Annotated in this window: 22 protein-coding genes; 19 read left to right on the forward strand and 3 right to left on the reverse strand. The window is 46.6% G+C overall.

Features of this window, described 5'->3' with window-relative positions; genetic code table 11:
* The first annotated feature begins 4 nt into the window (after positions 1-4).
* Together ACXAGL_RS11545 and ACXAGL_RS11550 are read left to right on the forward strand one after the other, a co-directional pair.
* Entirely contained in the window at positions 5-667 is a 663-nt protein-coding gene (locus ACXAGL_RS11545) for a TetR/AcrR family transcriptional regulator (RefSeq protein WP_474991226.1), read from the forward strand.
* Between the two features lie 60 nt (positions 668-727).
* On the forward strand, positions 728-1,393 hold the full coding sequence (locus ACXAGL_RS11550; protein ID WP_474991227.1) for an SOS response-associated peptidase: 666 nt from the start codon (positions 728-730) through the stop codon (positions 1,391-1,393).
* Between the two features lie 68 nt (positions 1,394-1,461).
* Here ACXAGL_RS11550 and ACXAGL_RS11555 read toward each other — a convergent pair whose 3' ends face one another.
* On the reverse strand, positions 1,462-2,853 hold the full coding sequence (locus ACXAGL_RS11555) for an alanine/glycine:cation symporter family protein (RefSeq protein WP_474991228.1): 1,392 nt from the start codon (positions 2,851-2,853) through the stop codon (positions 1,462-1,464).
* Between the two features lie 220 nt (positions 2,854-3,073).
* Here ACXAGL_RS11555 and ACXAGL_RS11560 point away from each other — a divergent pair, with 220 nt between their 5' ends.
* Genes ACXAGL_RS11560 through ACXAGL_RS11570 form a run of 3 tightly spaced genes read left to right on the forward strand, consistent with a single transcriptional unit; the run spans position 3,074 to position 4,732 of the window.
* Complete coding sequence (locus ACXAGL_RS11560; protein ID WP_474991229.1) at positions 3,074-3,541, forward strand: low molecular weight protein-tyrosine-phosphatase; 468 nt, start codon at positions 3,074-3,076, stop codon at positions 3,539-3,541.
* A gap of 12 nt (positions 3,542-3,553) precedes the next feature.
* On the forward strand, positions 3,554-3,880 hold the full coding sequence (locus ACXAGL_RS11565; protein WP_027956162.1) for a hypothetical protein: 327 nt from the start codon (positions 3,554-3,556) through the stop codon (positions 3,878-3,880).
* 21 nt (positions 3,881-3,901) lie between these two features.
* A complete protein-coding gene (locus ACXAGL_RS11570) occupies positions 3,902-4,732 on the forward strand; it encodes a YihY/virulence factor BrkB family protein (RefSeq protein WP_474967590.1) in 831 nt (276 codons plus the stop codon).
* Between the two features lie 202 nt (positions 4,733-4,934).
* On the opposite strand, the gene ACXAGL_RS11575 is transcribed toward ACXAGL_RS11570, so the two are convergent.
* Entirely contained in the window at positions 4,935-6,788 is a 1,854-nt protein-coding gene (locus tag ACXAGL_RS11575; protein ID WP_474970353.1) for a heavy metal translocating P-type ATPase, read from the reverse strand.
* A 297-nt stretch (positions 6,789-7,085) separates the two neighbouring features.
* Between ACXAGL_RS11575 and ACXAGL_RS11580 the strand changes: the two genes are divergently transcribed.
* The 6 genes from ACXAGL_RS11580 (at position 7,086) to ACXAGL_RS11605 (ending at position 12,130) form a co-directional block, all read left to right on the forward strand.
* Positions 7,086-7,967: a transporter substrate-binding domain-containing protein gene (locus ACXAGL_RS11580; protein ID WP_474967591.1), complete on the forward strand. Its 882-nt coding sequence runs from the start codon at positions 7,086-7,088 to the stop codon at positions 7,965-7,967.
* Positions 7,968-7,977: 10 nt separating this feature from the next.
* Entirely contained in the window at positions 7,978-8,670 is a 693-nt protein-coding gene (locus tag ACXAGL_RS11585) for an amino acid ABC transporter permease (RefSeq protein ID WP_474967592.1), read from the forward strand.
* A gap of 152 nt (positions 8,671-8,822) precedes the next feature.
* Entirely contained in the window at positions 8,823-9,587 is a 765-nt protein-coding gene (locus ACXAGL_RS11590) for a metal ABC transporter ATP-binding protein (protein WP_027956157.1), read from the forward strand.
* A 14-nt stretch (positions 9,588-9,601) separates the two neighbouring features.
* Positions 9,602-10,459, forward strand: a complete 858-nt coding sequence (locus ACXAGL_RS11595; RefSeq protein ID WP_027956156.1) for a metal ABC transporter permease — start codon at positions 9,602-9,604, stop codon at positions 10,457-10,459.
* Positions 10,456-10,866: a Fur family transcriptional regulator gene (locus ACXAGL_RS11600; RefSeq protein ID WP_474967593.1), complete on the forward strand. Its 411-nt coding sequence runs from the start codon at positions 10,456-10,458 to the stop codon at positions 10,864-10,866. Before ACXAGL_RS11595 ends, ACXAGL_RS11600 begins: the two co-directional genes overlap by 4 nt.
* Before the next feature lie 127 nt (positions 10,867-10,993).
* Positions 10,994-12,130, forward strand: coding sequence for a metal ABC transporter solute-binding protein, Zn/Mn family (locus ACXAGL_RS11605; protein WP_474991230.1), 1,137 nt, complete (start codon positions 10,994-10,996; stop codon positions 12,128-12,130).
* A gap of 15 nt (positions 12,131-12,145) precedes the next feature.
* Here the strand turns inward: ACXAGL_RS11605 and ACXAGL_RS11610 are convergent, their stop codons facing one another.
* On the reverse strand, positions 12,146-13,324 hold the full coding sequence (locus ACXAGL_RS11610; RefSeq protein ID WP_474967595.1) for an MFS transporter: 1,179 nt from the start codon (positions 13,322-13,324) through the stop codon (positions 12,146-12,148).
* Positions 13,325-13,471: 147 nt separating this feature from the next.
* Between ACXAGL_RS11610 and ACXAGL_RS11615 the strand changes: the two genes are divergently transcribed.
* The 8 genes from ACXAGL_RS11615 (at position 13,472) to ACXAGL_RS11650 (ending at position 21,112) form a co-directional block, all read left to right on the forward strand.
* Positions 13,472-13,861, forward strand: a complete 390-nt coding sequence (locus tag ACXAGL_RS11615; RefSeq protein WP_474967596.1) for an OsmC family protein — start codon at positions 13,472-13,474, stop codon at positions 13,859-13,861.
* A gap of 109 nt (positions 13,862-13,970) precedes the next feature.
* Entirely contained in the window at positions 13,971-14,588 is a 618-nt protein-coding gene (locus tag ACXAGL_RS11620) for a YczE/YyaS/YitT family protein (RefSeq protein ID WP_027956151.1), read from the forward strand.
* A 57-nt stretch (positions 14,589-14,645) separates the two neighbouring features.
* Positions 14,646-15,443 carry a YfkD famly protein gene (locus tag ACXAGL_RS11625; RefSeq protein WP_027956150.1) on the forward strand — a complete coding sequence of 266 codons (798 nt, stop codon included), beginning with the start codon at positions 14,646-14,648 and terminating at the stop codon, positions 15,441-15,443.
* Between the two features lie 148 nt (positions 15,444-15,591).
* Positions 15,592-15,744: an SE1561 family protein gene (locus tag ACXAGL_RS11630; RefSeq protein ID WP_474970354.1), complete on the forward strand. Its 153-nt coding sequence runs from the start codon at positions 15,592-15,594 to the stop codon at positions 15,742-15,744.
* Between the two features lie 109 nt (positions 15,745-15,853).
* Positions 15,854-17,161: a Na+/H+ antiporter family protein gene (locus tag ACXAGL_RS11635; protein ID WP_474967597.1), complete on the forward strand. Its 1,308-nt coding sequence runs from the start codon at positions 15,854-15,856 to the stop codon at positions 17,159-17,161.
* Between the two features lie 86 nt (positions 17,162-17,247).
* Positions 17,248-18,027 (forward strand): delta-lactam-biosynthetic de-N-acetylase, encoded by a 780-nt coding sequence (gene pdaA / locus ACXAGL_RS11640; RefSeq protein WP_474991231.1) that lies wholly within the window; start codon positions 17,248-17,250, stop codon positions 18,025-18,027.
* A gap of 198 nt (positions 18,028-18,225) precedes the next feature.
* Positions 18,226-19,095 (forward strand): DNA-3-methyladenine glycosylase family protein, encoded by an 870-nt coding sequence (locus ACXAGL_RS11645; RefSeq protein ID WP_474967599.1) that lies wholly within the window; start codon positions 18,226-18,228, stop codon positions 19,093-19,095.
* Between the two features lie 220 nt (positions 19,096-19,315).
* A complete protein-coding gene (locus tag ACXAGL_RS11650) occupies positions 19,316-21,112 on the forward strand; it encodes an ATP-binding protein (RefSeq protein ID WP_474991232.1) in 1,797 nt (598 codons plus the stop codon).
* Positions 21,113-21,172 lie beyond the last annotated feature (60 nt).

Consider the following 21,172-nt stretch of genomic DNA (forward strand, 5'->3'; position numbering starts at 1 on the left):
GGCAATGAATGAATTTAAAGATATGATGGAAGAACTGGAGCAGGCGGATGGAGAAGAAAAAAAGCTGACACCGAAGCAAGCGCAGATTCTTCAGGCGGCTGTCGAAATTTTTGCGGAGAAAGGGTATGCTTCATCGTCAACGAGTGAAATTGCTCAACGGGCCAATGTTGCTGAAGGAACCATTTTTAGACATTATAGAACGAAAAAAGAACTGCTTATATCGATTGTCACCCCGTTTATGGCGAAGTTCATGGTTCCTTTTTTTGCTGCACGGTTCACCAGAAATGTTTTTGATGAACCGCAGGAGGGATTTGAAAATCTGCTGCGGACGATTTTAAAGGACAGGTTTGCATTCGCCGCAGAAAATGCTCCTCTGCTGAGAATTGTTCTTCAGGAAATGGCTTTTCATCCAGAACTTCAGCAACGGTTTCAGGAAGTTTTTGTTAAAGACGTGTACCCGAAATTTGAAGCAGCTCTTGACCGCCTGAAGGAGGCGGGGCAGGTGATGGACAGGCCGAACGGTACAATCATACGAATGATCATGTCCTCGGTGATGGGGTTTCTCGTTACGCGATTCATTCTTTCTCCTGATTTGGAGTGGGATGACGATCAGGAGATTGAACAAACGATAGCCTTCATCATGTATGGGCTTGCGGAAAAGTCATAGGATCCTACGGTTTTCCCGAATTCAGGGAAACCTTTATACTGGAAAAAAGGAGGATGCCCGATGTGTGGAAGGTATACACTTTTAGCTGAAGAAGCGGAGGTCCTTAGAGAGTTCGGCATTTCCCAACCGATTCATGGTTATGAGCCAAGATACAATATCGCCCCAGGACAGCAGGTACTGGCTGTGATTCATGACGGCAGAGAAAAGCGGGCCGGTTTCATGAAGTGGGGGCTTGTTCCATCCTGGTCGAAAGACCCGAAAATCGGCTATAAGATGATCAATGCCAGAAGTGAAACCGCTCATGAGAAGCCGAGTTACCGGAAGCTGATGAGCAGGAAACGATGCTTGATTATAGCGGACAGCTTTTATGAATGGAAAAAAACCGGGAGTGGGAAGCAGCCGCTTCGGATTCAACCAGAAGACAGGACACTGTTTGCTTTTGCCGGCTTATGGGATCAATGGAAAGGCGCCGGTGACCCCCTCTATACGTGTACCATACTGACTCAGGAAGCAAATGAGGACGTGGCTCCTGTGCACGACCGCATGCCGGTCATTCTTCCACAGGACCAGCAGGACGGTTGGATTACACCTGTGCAGTGGGAGGCACATCAGGCGAAAGAATACCTGGATCAGCTTACGATGGATGATTTATCGATGTATGAAGTCAGTACACATGTGAATTCAGCCAAAAATGAAGACGAGGCGTGCATACGGCCGCTGACATAAAACAGCCCGAAGCAGGATCTGCTTCGGGCTTCAAGTTGTTGAGAAAGGGTGACTGTACGCAGACGGCATTATCCGACCTGGCGTTGTTCTTTCTCCTGCTGTTTTTCCTGTTTGGCTACTTTCAGGAACTTGTTCGTCTCGGCCGCTACGACCCCGGATAACAGAAGCAGGCCGATCAAGTTCGGGAAGGCCATTAATCCGTTCATTACATCAGCGAAGACCCATACGGTGCTCAGCTGAGAAACGGATCCCACGAGAACAAACGCTACAAATACAATTTTGTACAAACCGATGAAGCGCTGGTTTGTTAAATAACCGAAGCATTTTTCTCCGTAATAGGACCAGCCCACAATCGTGGAGAAAGCAAAGAAAATCAAACCGATGGTAACAACATAAGCCCCGAATTCACCCAGGAAAAGCTCAAAGGATGCAGAGGTCAGATCCGCGCCGTCAAGTCCGCCCTGGTACTGTCCGGCCATGACGATGGTTAACCCAGTCAATGTACAAACGATAATCGTGTCGATAAAGACCTGTGTCATGGATACAAGAGCCTGACGTCCGGCATAGTCGGTTCTTGCTGCAGCGGCTGCAATGGGTGCGGATCCAAGTCCGGCTTCGTTGGAGAATACGCCCCGGGCAACCCCGTAACGGATCACGCTTCCGAGAATACCGCCGCCCACGGCGTTAGCTGTGAAGGCATCCGAGAAGATGGTCCCAAAGGCCGGCAGGATCAAATCGGCATTAAGCACAAGAATAATTAAGGCCCCAATTACATAAAAAACGGCCATAACTGGGACGAACAAGGCTGTGACACGACCAATACTCTTGATTCCCCCGAGGAGAACCAGTCCCGCGAGAAGCGTCAGTACAATTCCCGTCACCCATGGGGAGATGTTGAAAGTTCCCTCAACAACGTCTGAAACGGAGTTGGACTGCACCATATTACCGATTCCAAATGCAGCGACGGCCCCGAAGAGGGCAAATAAAATGCCGAGCGGTTTTCCGAGCCATTTGGTTTTTAAGCCGCGGGACAGATAGTACATGGGTCCGCCGGACATCTGTCCGTCTTTTCCTTCAATTCGATATTTAACGGCAAGAACGGCTTCCGCGTATTTCGTCGCCATTCCGAAGACCGCTGTAATCCACATCCAGAAAACGGCTCCCGGTCCGCCAAGCACGACTGCTGTCGCCACCCCGGCGATGTTCCCGGTACCGATGGTTGCCGCAAGCGCGGTCGTCAAAGCCTGATAGTGGGAAATATCCCCTTTTTCACCCGGCTTTTTCTTTTTGTCCGGTTTAAAAGCGAGCCTCAGTGCATAAGGCAGTGTTTTAAACTGGAGAAAACCGAGTCGTAAAGTCAAATAAACCCCTGTACCTACCAGCAGAATCAGCAGGACGGGGCCCCAGACCAGACCACTCAGTTCACTTAAAAAACTATGAAGTGCACTCTGTTCTCCCATTGTCATCCCCCTTAAAGATAAAAAAAGATAAAAACATTCCATGTATAAAATATTCCGAAAATTCAGAGCGTCTGTCAACCTCTTTTTATAAAATGGTGTCGAAAAGCGGTTCAGGGAGAGACGTAAAGGGAATGAAATGGAAGAATAGTTGCACCAGGCAGGATTATGTGTCACCTTATAGAATTAGTACAGTTAGAAATACTATGATGGAGGAACCAACATGATACGAGTTTTATTTGTTTGTCTCGGCAACATCTGCAGGTCGCCGATGGCTGAAGCGGTCTTCAGGAACCTGGTGGAAAAAGAAAACCTCAGCGATCGGATATCTGTAGATTCCGCAGGGACCGGTCACTGGCATACAGGTTCCCAGCCTCATGAAGGAACACGGGAGATTTTAGATAAGAACGATGTGACCTATGAAGGCATGACCGCGCGTCAGGTCAGGGAGACGGACTGGGATGAGTTCGACTACCTTGTTGCCATGGACCAGAAAAATCTTCAGGATCTTCACAGCATCCGGCAGAAAGATGGAGTCACTGTGACCAAGCTGATGGACTATCTTCCGCAGCTGGATGTGGATGAAGTGCCCGACCCGTACTACACAGGGAATTTCGATTACGTTTATGACCTTGTCCAGCAGGGATGTGCCGAACTGCTGGCCTCGATAAAAAAAGAATATAAACTTTGAGGAGGAAGAAACATGGGACAGACATTATGGAAGGGAATTCTGATCGGTGCTGCGGCAGGTGCTGCAGCTGCCTTGATTGATAAAGATACACGCACAATGGTTGGCCGGAAATCGAAAGCCGCCGGATCCAAGTGCCGTCAGATTGCTGCAAGCCCGTCAGAAGCTGTTCACTCTCTGCGGGTAAGCTATGAATCGTTTTCCAAGCAGTTGAACAAAGGAGTCGAAGATCTTCTTGAATTATTAGACAAGGCAGAGAGTATGCTAAATAAAGTAGGGGAAATCAATCAGGAGGTCAACGACCAGTTGAGAGCTGCGGACAATTCCGACAACGCTTCCTGATTTCAGGAGTGATGGAATATCATGAAAGTCATCAAGAATTTCTTCCGGGAACTTTTCACCCGGTTCGGGGAGGATGATGTAGGCGGCATGGCTGCCCAGCTTGCCTACTTCTTTCTGTTATCATTATTTCCATTTATGATATTCCTGCTCACGCTTCTAGGGTATCTACATATTGATGAACAGCGCGTTCTCACATTCGTAAGTGCGTATGCTCCTGCAGATACGTTCGAGATCATTACGGAAAACGTCACCTCCCTGTTTTCAGATGAAAACGGAAGCCTGTTATCCATTGGGCTGATAGGAACACTTTGGGCTGCATCGAACGGAGTCAATGCGATTATGCGTGCCTTTAACAGAGCCCACAGCGTGAAGGAGAGCCGGTCCTTTATCGTTTCAAGAATGATCGCCATCGTCTTGACCATCGCTATGGTCGTTGTCATCGGAATCGCTTTTCTGCTTCCGGTAGCGGGGCAGGCCATCGGAGTTCATTTGTTTTCTTATTTCGGTTTATCCGAAAGCTTTATCGGCTTATGGAATGGACTGCGCTGGGTCATTTCCTCGGTCATTTTCTATGTCGTTCTTTCCTTCCTTTATGTAACAGCTCCAAATAAGCGGTTGAAATACAGGGATACCGTAGGAGGAGCCGTTTTTGCTACCATCAGCTGGCAGCTTGTATCGCTGTTGTTCTCCTTTTATGTGAGCAATCTGGGAAACTTCTCAGCGATGTATGGAAGTCTTGGAGGGGTGATCGTCCTGATGATCTGGCTTTATCTTTCCGGGATCGTCATTATTCTCGGTGGTGAGATCAATGCCATGGCCTACCACCGCAGGACAGAGGATACATGGGGATGAAAAGAAGCTGCCGGGGTTACACCCGACAGCTTCTTTTACAGGCATTCTGCTGAATTTGTCTTATCATCGTTTCGTTTCAGGGCCGTATAAAACGCTCGCAGCTCTTATCTTTTGTAAATGATCCAGTCAGAAAAGGAGGATGGATATGAAGAGGAGCGTTCGGCTGTAATGCCTCCAGGAACAGCGCTGGCTGTTTACATTTTTAATTTTTCAAGAGGCGGAGTCCGTTCAGGATGACAAGAATCGTGCTTCCTTCATGGCCGATGACGCCAAGCGGAAGATCCAGCCACTGGAGAAAGTTACTCATGATCAGCAGCATAATGACGGTGATAGAAAAAATGACGTTCTGTTTAATAATCCGGTTCATGCGTTTGGAAAGTTCCATGGCACGTGCGATTTTCGGAAGATCATTTTTCATAAGGACCACATCAGCTGTCTCTAAGGCGACATCTGTACCTTCTCCCATAGCAACTCCTACATCAGCCTCTGCCAGTGCCGGAGCATCATTAATGCCGTCTCCGACCATAGCGACGTGAGGGAAGTGCTGTTTCAACCGCTTGATTTCCTCCAGCTTTTGATCAGGAAGACATTCGGAAATGTATTGGTCCAGTCCTGCTTCTCGAGCAATGGCCTCCGCTGTGGCAGCATTATCTCCAGTCAGCATAATTGTATAAATCCCCTGATCCTTCAGTATCTGTACCGCCCGTTTCGTATCCTCTCTTACCGTATCCTTCAAGGCAAGAAGGGCCGAAACGAGCCCGTTCCGTTTTACGAAGATGACGGTCTTCCCTTCAGCAGCTAATGTGGAAAACAATCCTCCCTCAAAACTGGAGCAGTCGTCCCGTCCAATGAAATCGGCTTTTCCAATCGCCCATTCCTCACCTTTGTACCAGCCGCTTACACCGTTACCGCTGTGATTTTTTACGTCCTCAACGTTTACAAAAGGAACTTTCTGCCCGGCGGCAAAGGTCACGACGGCTTTTGCGAGAGGATGGTTGGATTGCTGCTCAATGGATGCTGCCACAGATAACAGGTCATCAGCGGCCTCTTTGTCCGTGGTGACGAAATCCGTTACGACCGGCTGCCCTTTTGTGAGGGTCCCGGTTTTATCAAAGGCGAAAGCTTTGATGGAGGACAAGTGTTCAAGGTGGACGCCGCCTTTGAATAGTATCCCCTGACGTGCCCCATTGGTAATAGCTGAAAGGGTGGCGGGCATAATAGAGGCGACCAGTGCGCATGGGGAGGCGACCACAAGCAGAATCATCGCCCTGTACAAAGTTTCCATCCAGGTCCATCCAAATAAGAAGTGCGGCAGAAACATCATGACAGCTACTGCTCCAAGCACAGCTTTGACATACGTGCTTTCAAACCGTTCGATAAACAGCTGGGAAGGCGATTTTTCGCTTTGTGCGTTTTGAACCATGGTAATGATTTTCTGGAATAAGGTTTCCTTTGACTCTTTTGTCACTTCTACAAGCAGGCTTCCATCGATATTCATCGTACCTGCAAAGACCTCGTGATCCATTCCCTTGGAAGCAGGCATGGACTCTCCTGTGATCGTGCTTTCATCCAAAGTGGATGTTCCTTCAGAAATGACTCCGTCAGCCGGAACACGTTCCCCTGGCTTCACACGAATGACATCTCCGACGGTTAATCGTTCTACAGGCACCCATTGTTGATGTCCATTTGTAACAAGCAGCGCCTGCTCCGGCTGCAGGTTCATGAGGGAGGAGATTTCCTTATGGCTCTTATTCATCGTATAGGTTTCCATAGCTCCGCTTAAAGAAAAAATGAAAATCAGGATGGCTCCTTCAGTCCAGTAACCGATGGAGGCCGATCCAACAGCGGCCAGGATCATCAGCAGCTCTACATTCAATGACCGGTCTTCCAGCGTTTCTTCTAATCCCTCTTTCGCCTTGGCAAATCCACCAATGATAAAGGCGGAAAGGTACAAAGTGATGTACACAGGGGGAGACCAGTAGTTTTCTCCTATCCAGGCAGAAAGCAGAAGCATACCACTGACAAGAGCGGCAATCAGTTCGGCGTGCTCTTTCATATGTCCTGGGAATTTCAGTTCCTTCCAATGTTTCGGGTAAGGAAACGTGCGGGTTTCATTCACTTGATTCTCAGCTCCTTTTACATAATTGAAAATGAAATTCATTCACAATTAATTATAAGATTTATTATTTTATAATCATTATAATCTGAGTATGTTATTATCATAGCACACTGGACGGAAAAGTCCACAAAAAATTTCCCAGCCGATAAAAATGGACAGCACAGTTGATTTGACAGGTGTCAAGTTGCTATATTAAACAGGTGACACGAATAAAAATGGAGGGTGGAAAGAACGATGCGCAAAGCTTTTATACTTATGAGCATGTTACTGCTGGCTGTGATTGTGGCTGCTTGTGGATCAAGTGAAGACACAGGGGACAGTGGTTCAAATAATGGAAGCGAAGAAGCTTCTGACAGTAAGTGGAGTGAAATTCAGGAAGAAGGAGAAATCGTCGTCGGGACATCCGGCACACTTTTCCCGGCTTCCTACTACCCGGAAGGCTCCGATGAAATGACCGGGTATGATGTGGAGATCATGCGCGAAGTCGCCGACCGCCTTGGTCTTGAATTGAAATTTGAGGAATATGGTGTCGATGGACTGCTTTCTGCGATTAACAGCGGCCGGATTGATGCCGTTATTAATGATATGGAAGTTACGAAGGAGCGCCAAAAACAATTTACGTTCAGTGAACCTTACAAATACTCCTATTCCACGATGATTGTGCGGGAGTCTGATTTGTCCGGTATTGAAAAACTGGAGGACCTTGAAGGCAAGACCCATGGTGGTGGAGCGACAACGGTATTCTCCCAGATTGCGGAACATTTCGGTGCGGATACGAAAACATACGGAAATGTCACCAATGATGTCTACCTTCGTGATGTGGAGAATGGAAACACAGACTTCATTATCAATGACTACTATTTACAGTCCCTGGCCCTGCAGGCTTTAACAGATATTGAAGTTCAGCTTCATCCGGATTTGAAATTCCATCCGACGAACTCAGCTATTGTGATGCCGAAAGAAGCAGAAACAATGAAAGAGGAAATGGATGCCGTACTGGCTGAAATGAAGGAAGATGGAACATTAACAGAACTGTCCGAAGAGTTCTTCGGCGGCCAGGATGCTTCGAAGGAACCGGAAGAGGATATCCGCGAAATCGAAGGCCTGGATTTATAAGGGTTAGGAAATGTTTGGCATTGAAGTAAACGAAATACAAGTCGAGAAGCTCTTTAATGCAGAGCGGGCCTGGTCCAACCTTCCTTTTATCCTGGAAGGTGTGCCGCTTACTTTATTAGTAGCAGTCATTGGAATGGCCATCGGTCTCATTCTTGGTTTTTTCCTGGCATTGGCACGTGGGTCCAGTCGTATCTGGCTCCGATGGCCGGCGAGGTTTTATATTTCCTTCATGAGAGGAACGCCTATCCTCGTTTATTTATTTGTCCTTTATTTCGGACTGCCGGTTGTAGGATTGAAACTGCCGGCAACGACGGCTGCCATTATCGGATTCGGAACCAACAGTGCTGCTTATATTGCTGAAATCAACCGGGCTTCCTTAAACAGTGTGTCCAACGGGCAGTGGGAGTCCGCCCGTGCTCTTGGATTTACGTACTGGCAGACGATACGCAGGATTATTATGCCGCAGGCGACGAGGATTGCCATTCCACCATTAGGAAATGTGTTTCTTGATTTGTTGAAGGCCACCTCACTTGCAGCCATGATCTCCGTTCCGGAAATTTTGAATAAAGCACAGATTGCAGCAGGACGGACAGTGGATTCCATGACCATGTATATTACAGCAGCATTGATCTACTGGCCGCTGACGATGATTTTCTCAGCACTGCAGGATTATCTGGAAAGAAGAAACAACCGGTATTTATAATATTCAAAGACCAGTGCAGGGTTCCCTGTCCTGGTCTTTTGCTTTACATAAAGAAAAATAGGGTACTTCTCTCTTGATTCCTCAGGCAACCTCCTATATGATAGGGAAAGAATTTTAAATCGTAATGATTATTATCTTGAGAGGGATGGACCATGAGTGAACAAACCATTGTAAAGTTGGACAATGTCTCCTTTAAATATGAGAGAGAAACGGTCGTTCAGGATGTAGATCTTGAGATTAAATCAGGTCAGTTCCTTGGACTGGTGGGACCTAACGGATCAGGGAAGTCGACACTCATTAAATTGATGCTCGGACTCGAGAAGCCTGATAAAGGAACGATCCAGTTGTTCGGCAGACCACTGAAACAGTATAAAGACTGGCAGGAAATCGGTTTTGTCTCCCAAAAGGCGAACAGTTTCAATTCCGGATTCCCCGCAACAGTTCTGGAGGTCGTAAAGACCGGTCTCGTATCGAGGATAGGCACGTTTAAATTTTTCAATAAAAAACATAAAGAGAAAGCGATGGATGCTCTGCGCACAGTGGAGATGGAAGAATACGCGCATGCCGGCATTGGTGATCTTTCCGGCGGTCAGCAGCAGCGTGTGTTCATAGCAAGAGCTCTTGTCAGTGATCCATCATTGATGATTCTGGACGAGCCCACCGTCGGAGTCGATGCTAAGCATGTCACCGAATTTTATGACCTGCTCGGCAGATTGAACAAGGAGCGGGGCATTACGCTGCTTATGATCAGCCATGATATTGGAACGATTACAGACCATGCCACCCATGTGGTGTGCATGAACAAGACGGTCCATTTCCATGGACAGTCGGAGGAATACAAGGAATTCAGTGAAGAGGATTTGAATCAGCTTTATGGATACGCCGTTCAGCAGCTGACTCACAATCACAGTCACTAAGGAGGAAAAAGAGCGTGCTTGAAAGTTTTATGCAATTTGAGTTTTTACAGAATGCAGCGATTACAGGTCTTTTGATTGGCATTGTCGCTCCTCTCCTTGGAGTGTTCATAGTCGTACGACGCTTATCGTTGATTGCTGACGCCTTGTCCCACATCACACTGACAGGGATTGCGGCCAGTCTTCTGTTGGAAAAGAGAGTATCATCCATCGATGACTGGAACCCGGTTTATATGGGCATGGCGTTTTCTGTAGCCGGTGCCATTTTGATTGAACGGTTGAGAAAAGTATATAAACACTACGAAGAACTGGCGATCCCTATTATTTTATCCGGAGGGATTGGACTTGGTGTCATTTTGATTTCCCTGGCGGACGGATTTAATACGGACTTGTTCAGTTACTTGTTCGGAAGTGTTACAGCGGTAAGCCGCGACAGTATGTGGACGGTATTATTGGTAACCGTGATCGTTATTTTTATCGTTATTTTCTTTTATAAGGAATTGTTCGTTCTATCGTTTGATGAGGAACATGCGTCGGTATCAGGGGTGAACGGCCGTTGGATTCATTTATTATTTATTGTTATGGTGGCGCTTGTGATTGCTTCCGCCATGCAGGTCGTCGGCATTCTGCTCGTATCAGCGCTGATGACGCTGCCTGTGGCTTCCGCACTCCGGATTGCCACAAGCTTTAAGCAGACGATCGGGCTTTCCATCGCGTTTGGGGAAGTCTCTGTCATGGTCGGGCTGTACTCCTCCTACCACCTGAGCGTACCTCCGGGTGGAACGATTGTCGTCATGGCCATCTTGATTCTGGTAATGTCTATTATTTATAAAAATGTTAGAAACCAGCAATGGATAAAGGGTGAGGCTTCATGAATGTGGAAACAGCATTGCAGAGATTGAAGGAAAAGGGATATAAGCGAACCAAGCAGCGCGAACGTATGCTGAAGATTTTTTCTGGTCAGGACCAGTATATTGCGGCTAAGGAAATTCTTAAGGAATTTCAGGGATATTTCCCGAGCGTCAGTTATGATACGATCTATCGGAACCTTTATATGCTGACGGAGGTTGATATTCTGGAGTCGACAGAACTGGGGGGCGAAAAGCATTTCCGCCTCAGCTGTGATACGGACGGCCACCATCATCATTTCATCTGCACAGACTGTGGAAAAACTAAATCCATCGCCTTTTGTCCGATGGAAAACGTGCATGAGAATTTGAAAGGCTATGATATTGAAAACCATAAGTTTGAAATTTATGGCAAATGTCCGCGGTGTCATTAAACAGATGGGAAAGGGTGTCTTCACAGGCATCCTTTCCTTTATTGATTAAAAGGTAATGGTTACTGTTTACAAACCGTAATGATTACGCTAAGATTTGGGCAGAACCATTTGGAGAGGACGAAATCATATGAAGAAATTTGGTATATTATCGTTTTTATTAACAGCAATTTTTCTTCTCAGTGCCTGTGGAAGTGAAGAAACTTCAGGGGATGGGAAGGAAGGAGAAGAGAGCGGGGACACTCTCAAGGTGTATACAACAGTTTACCCGCTTCAATTTTTCACCAGTGAAATCGGGGGAGACACGGTAGATGTGGAAACGATCCTTCCGCCAGGGTCTGACGCGCACACGTACGAACCTACAACAAAAGAAATGGTGGATATGGCCGGGGCCGATTTGTTCGTTTACAACGGAGCAGGCCTTGAAGGGTACGCCCAGAAAATCTCTGAAGCTTTGAAACCTGAGGGGACAACCGTGTTGGAAGCGGCCGGCGATATGGACCTGCAAGAGCGTGTTCATGATCATGGAGCGGAAGACAGCCATGAAGGTGAGACAGCGGAAGAACATGCTGAGCATGACCACAACCATGAGGGAGAAACAGAAGAAGAGCATGCCGGGCATGACCACAGTCATGAGAGCGAAACAGAAGAAGAGCATGCCGAGCATGAACACAGTCATGAGGGCGAAACAGAGGAAGAGCACGCGGAGCATGAAGACAGCCACGAAGGACATGATCATGGGGAGAATGATCCGCACGTCTGGCTCGACCCGGTTCGATCCATTGAACTCGCTGAAGGTATTAAAGAGCAGCTTATTGAGTTGAATCCTGAAAAGGAAGACCTGTATGAAGAAAACTTCGAGGCCTTAAAAGGAAAACTTACAGCGTTGGACGAGCAGTTTCATAAACAAGTGGAATCACAGCCGAAAGACAAAATCATCGTTTCTCATGCGGCCTACGGCTACTGGGAGGAAGCTTACGGCATCGACCAGATTGCAGTGTCCGGACTGAGTCCGACGAATGAACCTTCCCAGAAAGACTTGGAGGAAATCATTGAACTGGCAGAGGAAGAGGAGCTCCGCTACGTGATTTTTGAACAAAATGTCACTCCTAAAGTATCAAAAGTCATTCAGGATGAAATCGGTGCAGAGCCTCTACAGTTCCATAATCTTGCTGTGTTGACGGAAGAAGATGTAGAGAATGGAGAAGATTACTTCTCCTTGATGGAACAAAATCTGGAAGTGCTTTATAAAGCACTCGCAGAATAAACAAACAGGCAGCTCTTAGGATGGGGCTGCCTGTTTTTTCTCTAACGGAAGAGGTTTGTACAAGAATATCGCTGTCAGAACGACAACCAACAGGGATACGATGACATAAAAGAATGAAAGGTCCGGCCACAGGTCCAGAACGAATCCTGATAAGAATGGACCTAGAATACTTCCGATACTGAAAGACATCCCGCAGAGAATGTTTCCCGCGGGAAGGAGTTCCTTAGGTAGAAGGTCGGTCATATAGGAAATCCCCAAGGAAAAGAGAGAGCCCACAAAAAGCCCGCCTAAGGCGAAGGAGGCAAAAAGCCAAGGGATCGATCCTTCAAAAGCTGCAGCGAGCAGAAAGGCGGCAATGCCTCCCGTCACGACCGTTATTATCACTTTCTTTCTCCCAATATGGTCACTTAATATGCCTAGAGGAATCTGCGAAAATAAACTGGCCGCAGCAAAGGAAGGGATGATGAACGATAACATGTTCACATCGTGTCCGATCCGCATGCCGTACACGGGGAAAATCCCATGCAGGGTGGCTTCCAGAAAGCCATAGGCAAGAGGCGGCAAAAAGGCCGGCCATGCCAGACGGATACTCCGGCCGAAACGTTTCCATGAACTTGTCCCATAAGCAGTGGCCTGCTCGGTTGGCGGCTTTTCGCTGCGAACGCGCAGGAGCAGCAGCCACACCATGAAACTTAAGAAGGAAGACAGGAGAAACGGAACGAAAATCCCGAATTCCAACAGGTTGGTCATTAATGGACCAAGGGTGAATCCGACACTGAAAAACAAACCATAATAGGCAATGCTGCGCCCTCGGTTCTGCGGGTCCGAGGAAGCGGTGATCCATGTCTGGGTACCGAAGTGGAGAATCTGGTCACCGATTCCGACAGCTACCCGGAGCATAAACCAGAACCACAGCGCCTGCCAGAAAGGAAAGAGCGCGAGTGAAACGAATACGAGCGCTCCCCCGAACAGTATGATGGCTTTGTAGCCGAACCGACGGAGTGGTTTTTCCATAAAAGGGGACGATAATAAAATTCCTATGTAAAGCCCCGTTGCATGTATCCCGTTCACAGAAGACGAAATCCCGTTCTGCTCAAGGATGACCGCGATGAGGGGGAGAAGCATGCCTTGGGAAAAGCCCGATATGGTGACAAGACCGATTAAAATCCAAAACCTGGTGCGATTAGAAACCATAGTCATCCTCCTGTTCTACACGCTTATCGTATCGGAAAAGGTGTCAAACAGGCAAGGTCGGGGCGGAAAGACGGTGTGGTTTCTTTTACAGAACGATCTATTATATAATGAACGCAAAGCCGTTAAGCGAAAGGAGTGAATAAACTGATGGAGTTTCATTTAAGAGAGAACGGCATCCGTACTTCTTTGGAATATGGACAGCTGGACATTTCCGGCGATGAAGCCAATGGTTTCCGCCCGTTTCAATTGATGGTGTCTTCGATTGCAGGGTGCAGCCTTGGGGTGTTCAGGAAAATCCTCGATAAACAGCGGATGAATTACGAAGATATACAGGTATCTGCGGAAGTAACGAGAAATCCCGATGAGGCGAACCGTATCGAAAAGATCCACCTGCACTTCGTTGTCAAAGGGTATCACTTGAATCAGGACAAGCTGTTGAAAAACCTGGAAATTTCCCGGAACAACTGCTCGATGGTTCAATCAGTAGAAAATAGTATAAATGTGGAAGAAACGCTTGAGTGTATCCAGTTAAGCTAGTAAAATATAAAGAGCATGAGTCCGACAGCCGGATTCACGCTCTTTTTTTGTGTCTTATGTACAGGTTTTCGGTTCAAAGCAACTTTGAAATAAAGAAATGAGGGAGACCATGAGAACATTAGTCATTAAAGGATTCTTTTATCTTGCAGGGTTGATTGTCATTGCGATGGGCGTCACACTAACGATTAAATCGAATCTGGGAGCTGGAGCGTGGGATGCCGTAAATGTCGGGCTGACGGAACAGATCGGACTTACAATTGGAACGTGGGTTATGGTCATTGGTGGTTTTCTGATTGTAACCAATGCACTGATTGCAAAAGAGAAGCCGGACCTGCCTGCGGTGATTACTATATTAGTACTTGGGAAATTCATCGATTTCTGGATGCTGCAGGTGTTTGACACCTTGGTGCTTCAAGCATTCTTCATGAAATTGATCACTTTAATCCTCGGAATTGTAATTATTGCCATCGGCGTATCGCTTTATCTGCAGCCGAAATTCTCCTTGAATCCTGTTGACGGGTTTATGGTCGCTCTCCAGAAGCGTTTCGGCTACAGCATTACCAAAGCTAAAACCATGACCGAGTCTTTTGCTCTCGTGCTGGCTCTTGTGCTTGGTGGCCCTATTGGTATCGGTACCATTGTAATTCTTCTGGGGATCGGGCCATGCATCCAGTTTTTCGACAGCAAAGCGAGCTATATGATGAACAAGCTAATTGCAGCAGAATAATGTATACTACGGGCCATCTTTCACAAGCTATAAAAAAAGTGAAAGGTGGCCCTTGATGTGAATAGAAAATGGCTGGGACTACTGCTGTTTATTTGTATTCTTACTTGGTTTGCTGCCGGTTCTGCCTCGGCTGAACCTAAGAAGAATGAAAAAGAAGAAGGCTCCATTCCGAATCACGTCTTAAACATATCCAAAGACAACACGTATCCGAACTCTACCGATGATCAGGAATTGCTGGAAGCGGAGGAAATTACGAAAGAGCTGATGGAGAATACGGAGGTCCGCATTACCAATCCCCAGTTGATTGAAATGCTGAATGAAACGTCCTTGAAGCCTTCTCCACTGGCGATTGGGTACAGAGGAGACATATTTCTTGGAAGGTGGCCGCTTTCCTATGATTCGAAAGAAACCAATATCAATTGGGAGTATCAGGAGATCAATACAAATGAACTGAACAACCACGGAGGAGAAAAGCAGGAGAAACTGAGTTATCTTCAAAAAGAAGAAAAAGCAGTCAAGGGTGGTCTGACCTCACGGATCAGCCACAGCGACCAGATGATGAAGCTGATTCTTCTGGAAGCTCAGAAAAACACAAAACTTCCGTTATCCTTTAACACCGTGATTGGTAAAGGAACAAAGCAGAATAATACGTACGGCATCCCGACCAACAAAGTAGGGGTCCTTCATGCGTTTGCACCGGCCGTGAATGAAAAAGGAGAAGTAGCTTTCGGTGATGTTTACATCCAGCTGAAGGGGTCGAAGAAGACACTCTCCGTTAAAAACGTGACCCGGCAGGGCATCGGAGCCTGGATCCCCATTCAGGATCACGTCAGCTTTTCCTTCGAATTAAAATGAGAAGACGCGCCGTCTGTACGAGAACAACACATTTGTTTTCGTACAGACGGCGCTTTTTTACAGCTGGGTGAAGCCGGTTCTGGACAGAGGCAGATACTTGTACTATGATGGACTGGACGTAAAACAGATAAAGGAGCTGAATCGTTACATGACGCAGCAGGAGAAGATGTCCAACTTGAAGCAGCGCCTGGAAGATTTTATGGGACGTTTAGATAACCTGGATCCTGAGCAGACGTCAGTGGAAGACATTGACCGCCTGATCTCTATGCTTGAATCCCTTGAGCGCAGCATGGACGAATAAGCAGCTTTCAGAATTGACTCTCTATTTTCCTGAGGGTTGATTTTTTCACCATCATACTTTATCATGATAAATCGCTAATGCATGAAACTACTGGAGAGGAGAATGTCTTATGGCATGGGCAGTTGTCGTTTCTGTCCTGGTGATGACCGTGTTAAGTTTATTACGCGTGAACGTCATCGTTGCCATTATCGCCGCGGGTTTAACCGCAGGTCTCATGAACGGGGAGAGCTTGACAGATGCGTTAACCCTTCTTGTTGACGGGATGGGAGAACAGGCGAATGTGGCATTAAGTTATATATTGCTGGGAGCTTTCGCGGTTGCGATCAGCTACTCAGGCATCACATCCATACTAGTCGGATTTTTACTGCGTGTTTTAAAGGATAAACGGACGATGATTGTTTTTGTCATTGCGTTCGTAGCCAGTCTTTCTCAGAACGTCATTCCTGTACACATTGCTTTTATACCGATTCTTATTCCACCGCTTTTGAAATTATTTGATGAAATGAAGCTGGACCGGAGAGCTGTAGCTGCCGCCTTAACCTTTGGTTTGAAGGCGCCGTATGTCATGATTCCGGTTGGCTTCGGCTATATTTTCCACGATACGATCAAGACATCCATGGAAACGAACGGCATTGACCTTGGGATTGGGAGTATTGCTTCATCCCTTATTATTCCCGGTTCGGGAATGATCGTCGGACTTTTCATCGCCATCTTCATTACTTACCGGAAACCGAGGGATCCTTCTGTCGTACCAGAAGATAAAGAAACGCCGGATGAAGAGGTTGTCCTTGATTCACGTTTCCAATTGAAACACCTTCTGACGCTTGCAGCCATGCTTGTGACCCTTATCATTCAGGCGGTCTGGTCGAATCTGATTCTGGCTGCTCTGGCCGGTATCATCCTGATGTTTATCTTCCGTGTCGTTCCGTTCAATAAAGGCGACAAGGTCATCAACGACGGCATCGGAATGATGGGTTTTATCGCTTTTGTGATGCTTGTCTCATCAGGTTATGCCAATGTATTGACCGCGACAGAATCTGTATCGGCGCTTGTAGAGCTCAGCTCCGACTATCTGGGGGATAACCAGGCTTTCATCGCCTTTATCCTGCTCCTGGTCGGACTGATTGTCACAATGGGAATCGGGTCTTCCTTTGCAACGATACCGATTCTTGCGGCTCTGTTCGTTCCGATCTGTGTGGCTGCCGGTTTTTCACCGATGGCAACGGCTGCACTGATTGGTACAGCAGGAGCTCTCGGTGATGCAGGTTCTCCGGCTTCAGACAGTACACTCGGTCCGACTTCAGGGTTGAATGCGGACGGCCGGCACAATCACATCTGGGATACTTGTGTACCGACATTTCTGCACTACAATATTCCATTGTTCATCTTCGGATGGGCCGCATCTTTATTTTTGTAAAAAGGCAGCGTGGGGAATTTTCCCACCTGTCTTTTTTTATATTCCTTTTTCCTTCACACATACTAAATAAAAAGCGAGGGATACACATGAGCAGGATAGTGAAGTTGATCACAGCCGTCCTAATGGTCTGTTTTTTTCCTTTAACCACCTATGCGGAAGGCTGGGGATATAATAAAAGCAAAAATGGTATGACACCGGATCCAGGCAGATATGGGCCGATGATTGAACAGCATCATGGTTTTTTTATGGATCCTTCTGAAGAACGTGTGGTTTATTTAACGTTTGATAATGGGTATGAACAAGGACATACCGGTCAGGTCCTGGATGTTCTTAAGGAAAAGGATGTTCCGGCTGCCTTCTTCGTGACCGGGCATTATATAGAGAGTGCGCCGGATCTTTTGAAGAGAATGGCTGACGAAGGACATCTCATTGGAAACCATTCCTGGAGCCATCCTGATTTTACGCAGAGTTCCAAAGCGGAAATGGAAAAGGAATTACAGCGGGTGGAGGAAGCTGTCAAGGAAAAGACAGACCAGGATATTATGACCTTTCTTCGTCCGCCTCGAGGTATGTTCAATGCGCAGACATTGAAATGGGCAGAAGAATTGGGGTACACCCATGCGTTCTGGTCCGTCGCTTTTGTTGACTGGCATACTGACAGGCAGAAAGGGTGGGAGTACGCCTACCGCAGCGTTATGGATCAGATTCACCCCGGAGCCGTCATTCTCCTGCACACCGTTTCCAGTGATAATGCAGAAGCTCTTTCCCAAATGATTGATGAGCTCAGGAAAAGAGGCTATCGGTTTGGGAATTTAAATGAAATCTTGATGAAAAAGCTTGTCCCCGCCCCGGTGTGGGGATTATAAAATAGAATGCCGCCGTACACGTTGTACAGCGGCTTTTCGTTTTATGAAATCAGAGCAGGTGTCTGTGATTGTAATGTTTTGCTAAGTTTCATCAAAGCTTCTATGATAAAGGGAGAATTGGTCGGATAAGCCTCAGGTCTTCTTTCCTATTCTTGACAAAATAGAAAAACTAAAGGAATTGAAGGAGGAGAAACTCACGTGTGGAAAGAAAAATTAAAGGCAGTTAACTTTTACGATTTTGATTATACGCTACTCCGCTGGCAGCTGGACCCTTTAATTCATCTGGACAGAGAGGAACGATGGGTGGACATCCCTGTCAAGCTGAATGAGGACCATCATATAGTCAGAGTGCAGGCCCTTGGGACGACCCTTGATCCTGTTTTTTCTGTGCAGAGTGACAGCGATGAAGCCAGACCACAGCTCCTGAACTACATCAAGCATCTTTTTCAATGGGATGTTGATTTGGAGGGAATTCATCAGCATTTTTTGGACACCGACTTGGAACAATTATTCAGAAATCATCCGGGCACACCGATTGTGAAGGATTTTCACCTTTACGACTGTTTGATGAAAGTCATCATCCACCAGCAGTTGAATATGAAGTTCGCTTATACTCTGAGTACCAGGTTCGTAGAGACACTGGGCAGACAGAAAGACGGGGTATGGTTTTATCCTGATCCGGAAACGGTCGCTCAGACGCCATACGAAACACTGAGGGAACTGCAGTTCAGTCAGAGGAAAGCCGAGTATGTGATCGATACGTCCAAACGCATAGCAGAAGGGGAGCTGGACCTGCCGGCGCTGTCTGCTATGGAGAACGATGACATTATGAAACGTCTGGTGAAAGTCAGAGGAATCGGGCCATGGACAGCAGAAAACTGGATGATGTTCGGGCTCGGAAGGGAAAACTTATTCCCGAAAGCGGACATCGGCATCCAAAACGCGTTGAAGCACTACTTTCAAATGGAACGTAAACCGACAATAGAAGAAATGGGAGCATGGAGCCGGCCGTGGTCGCCTTATTTGAGCTACGCCTCGTTAACATTGTGGCGCAGTATTGAAGGGTGAAATTTCTGTCATATCGTTGTTCTTTTCAGCGTACAATGTTTAAAAAGCAAAAATAAAGGCTAAATCGTTAGAAAATATTCAAAATTTGTTAATTTTGCGTTATAATGAAAACCGTATTGGAAATAAACGAGCGGCAAAAAGGAAAGAGGTCTTACTATTGGTTATAAGAGAGAGGTATTCAGACCAAGTTCATAGCGGTGAGATTTTGGATGTTCTCAGTATGAATGGAACACCCGCATGTTTACTCGATCTGCGTCTTCAAGCCGTTACATTGAATCAGGAAATGATTCATATGCTGCATTTGAAGGAAACAGACCTGTCTTTCTCTCAGTGGATCCGGTGTTTCCGCCACACAGGCCAGCACCGTCTTCAACAATCTCTTCATCAGCTTCTGACCGAAGGGCTGAGGGAAACCTCTGTCCAGTTGACAGATAAGAATTTTAATCTTAGGTTTCAATGCCGTATGGTGCATCTGACCAACGGACAAATCACCTTTACACTTGCCAAAACGGAACAAGACCATCATTTTTCTGCATCGGGTCCGGTGGACGCTGATGTGCCTTCAAAGAATGATAAGCCGTCCTTATCCATTACGAATCATGAAGGCGTTCCGCTTTCAAGCTTTTCCTCTTCTCAAATCAAGCACCGCATGACACACATTGTCGATAAATTTCCACACGGCCTTGCCGTCATTAACCATAACTGGGAAGTTGTTTATGCCAATCCTAAAATGGAAGAGCTGACCAAACGTCCTTTTTTCAAAAATTATTATAAAAAATTATGGGATATCTTTTCCATAGATGAGCACTATCCATTTTTTCAGCATTTCCTGCGCTCTATGGAAACGTACGAAACGGTGGAATTCGAAGGTTTTATTGAGGAAACCCAGCTCGATGTGAAAGTGACGGTTCATCCAACGGAACTGGGCCTTACTGTTTTTCTGCAGGATATTACTCAATACAACAAACATTTGCAAGCGCTTAAAGATTCAGAAGAACGTTTCGCTCTTCTCGCTGATAACATTACGGATGTCTTCTGGATCAGTGATCCACACTTTGAGGAAGCCCACTATATCAGTCCTGCCTTTCAAACCTTGTTCGGTATTCCGAGACGCCAGGCATTTTCAGACCCCAAGTCACTTTTGGAGCACGTACATGAAGCGGACCGTTCTCATTTTGTAGACGGCCTTTCGAAAATGAAGGACGAGGAATTCGTCGTTGACTATCGGGTGTGTGTCCAGGGAAAAGAAGAAAAATGGATCCGTACGAAAGGCTTCCCTGTGGATTATAACGGAAAATCGCTCATTCTCGGTATTCATCAGGACGTAACGGAATACAAGGAAATGATTGAGCTGAAGGAAAAGTCCCAGCAGCTGTCTACAATTACGCAGATGTCTGCAGGTATTGCTCATGAAATCAAGAATCCCCTGACCGCCATCAAAGGTTTTCTTCAGATCGGAGCGGCTAATCCGGAGCTCAGGGATAATTATCAGGAAATCATTTTAGATGAAGTCAATCGGATCGAAGCAATCGTCCAGGACTTCATGATGTTATCAAAGCCTAAGTCTTCCATCCAGCTTGAGGAAGTGGACCCTGAACAGCTGGTATCGTATGTACTCCGCCTCCTTGAACCGGAAGCGAACGAAAAGCAGATTCTACTGCTGTTTGATTGTGATCCTGTACAGGATAAGTTCAGGACGGAACCGAAACGTATGAACCAGATTTTAATCAATTTGGTGAAAAATGCAGTGGACGCGGTCGATCTTGGTGGTGAAGTACGGATTGAAATTCAGATGTCGAGTTCTCATCTAACGCTTTTCGTTAGAGATAATGGGCCGGGGTTAAGTGCTCAGGAACTCTCGAAAATCGGTGAACCGTTCTTTACTACAAAAGAAAAAGGAACAGGACTAGGAGTTATGGTCACGAAAAAGATCGTATCGGATTTGAACGGAACGATAAATTATGAAAGTGAAAAAGGAAAAGGAACGACGGTCATTGTCAAACTGCCTCGTGCATGAACGAAAAAACGCCACTTAAAACGTGGCGTTTTTTTATGTTTCCTTTTCAGGGAAAACCAT

It is taken from the genome of Halobacillus sp. ABA4_118 (assembly GCF_056160205.1).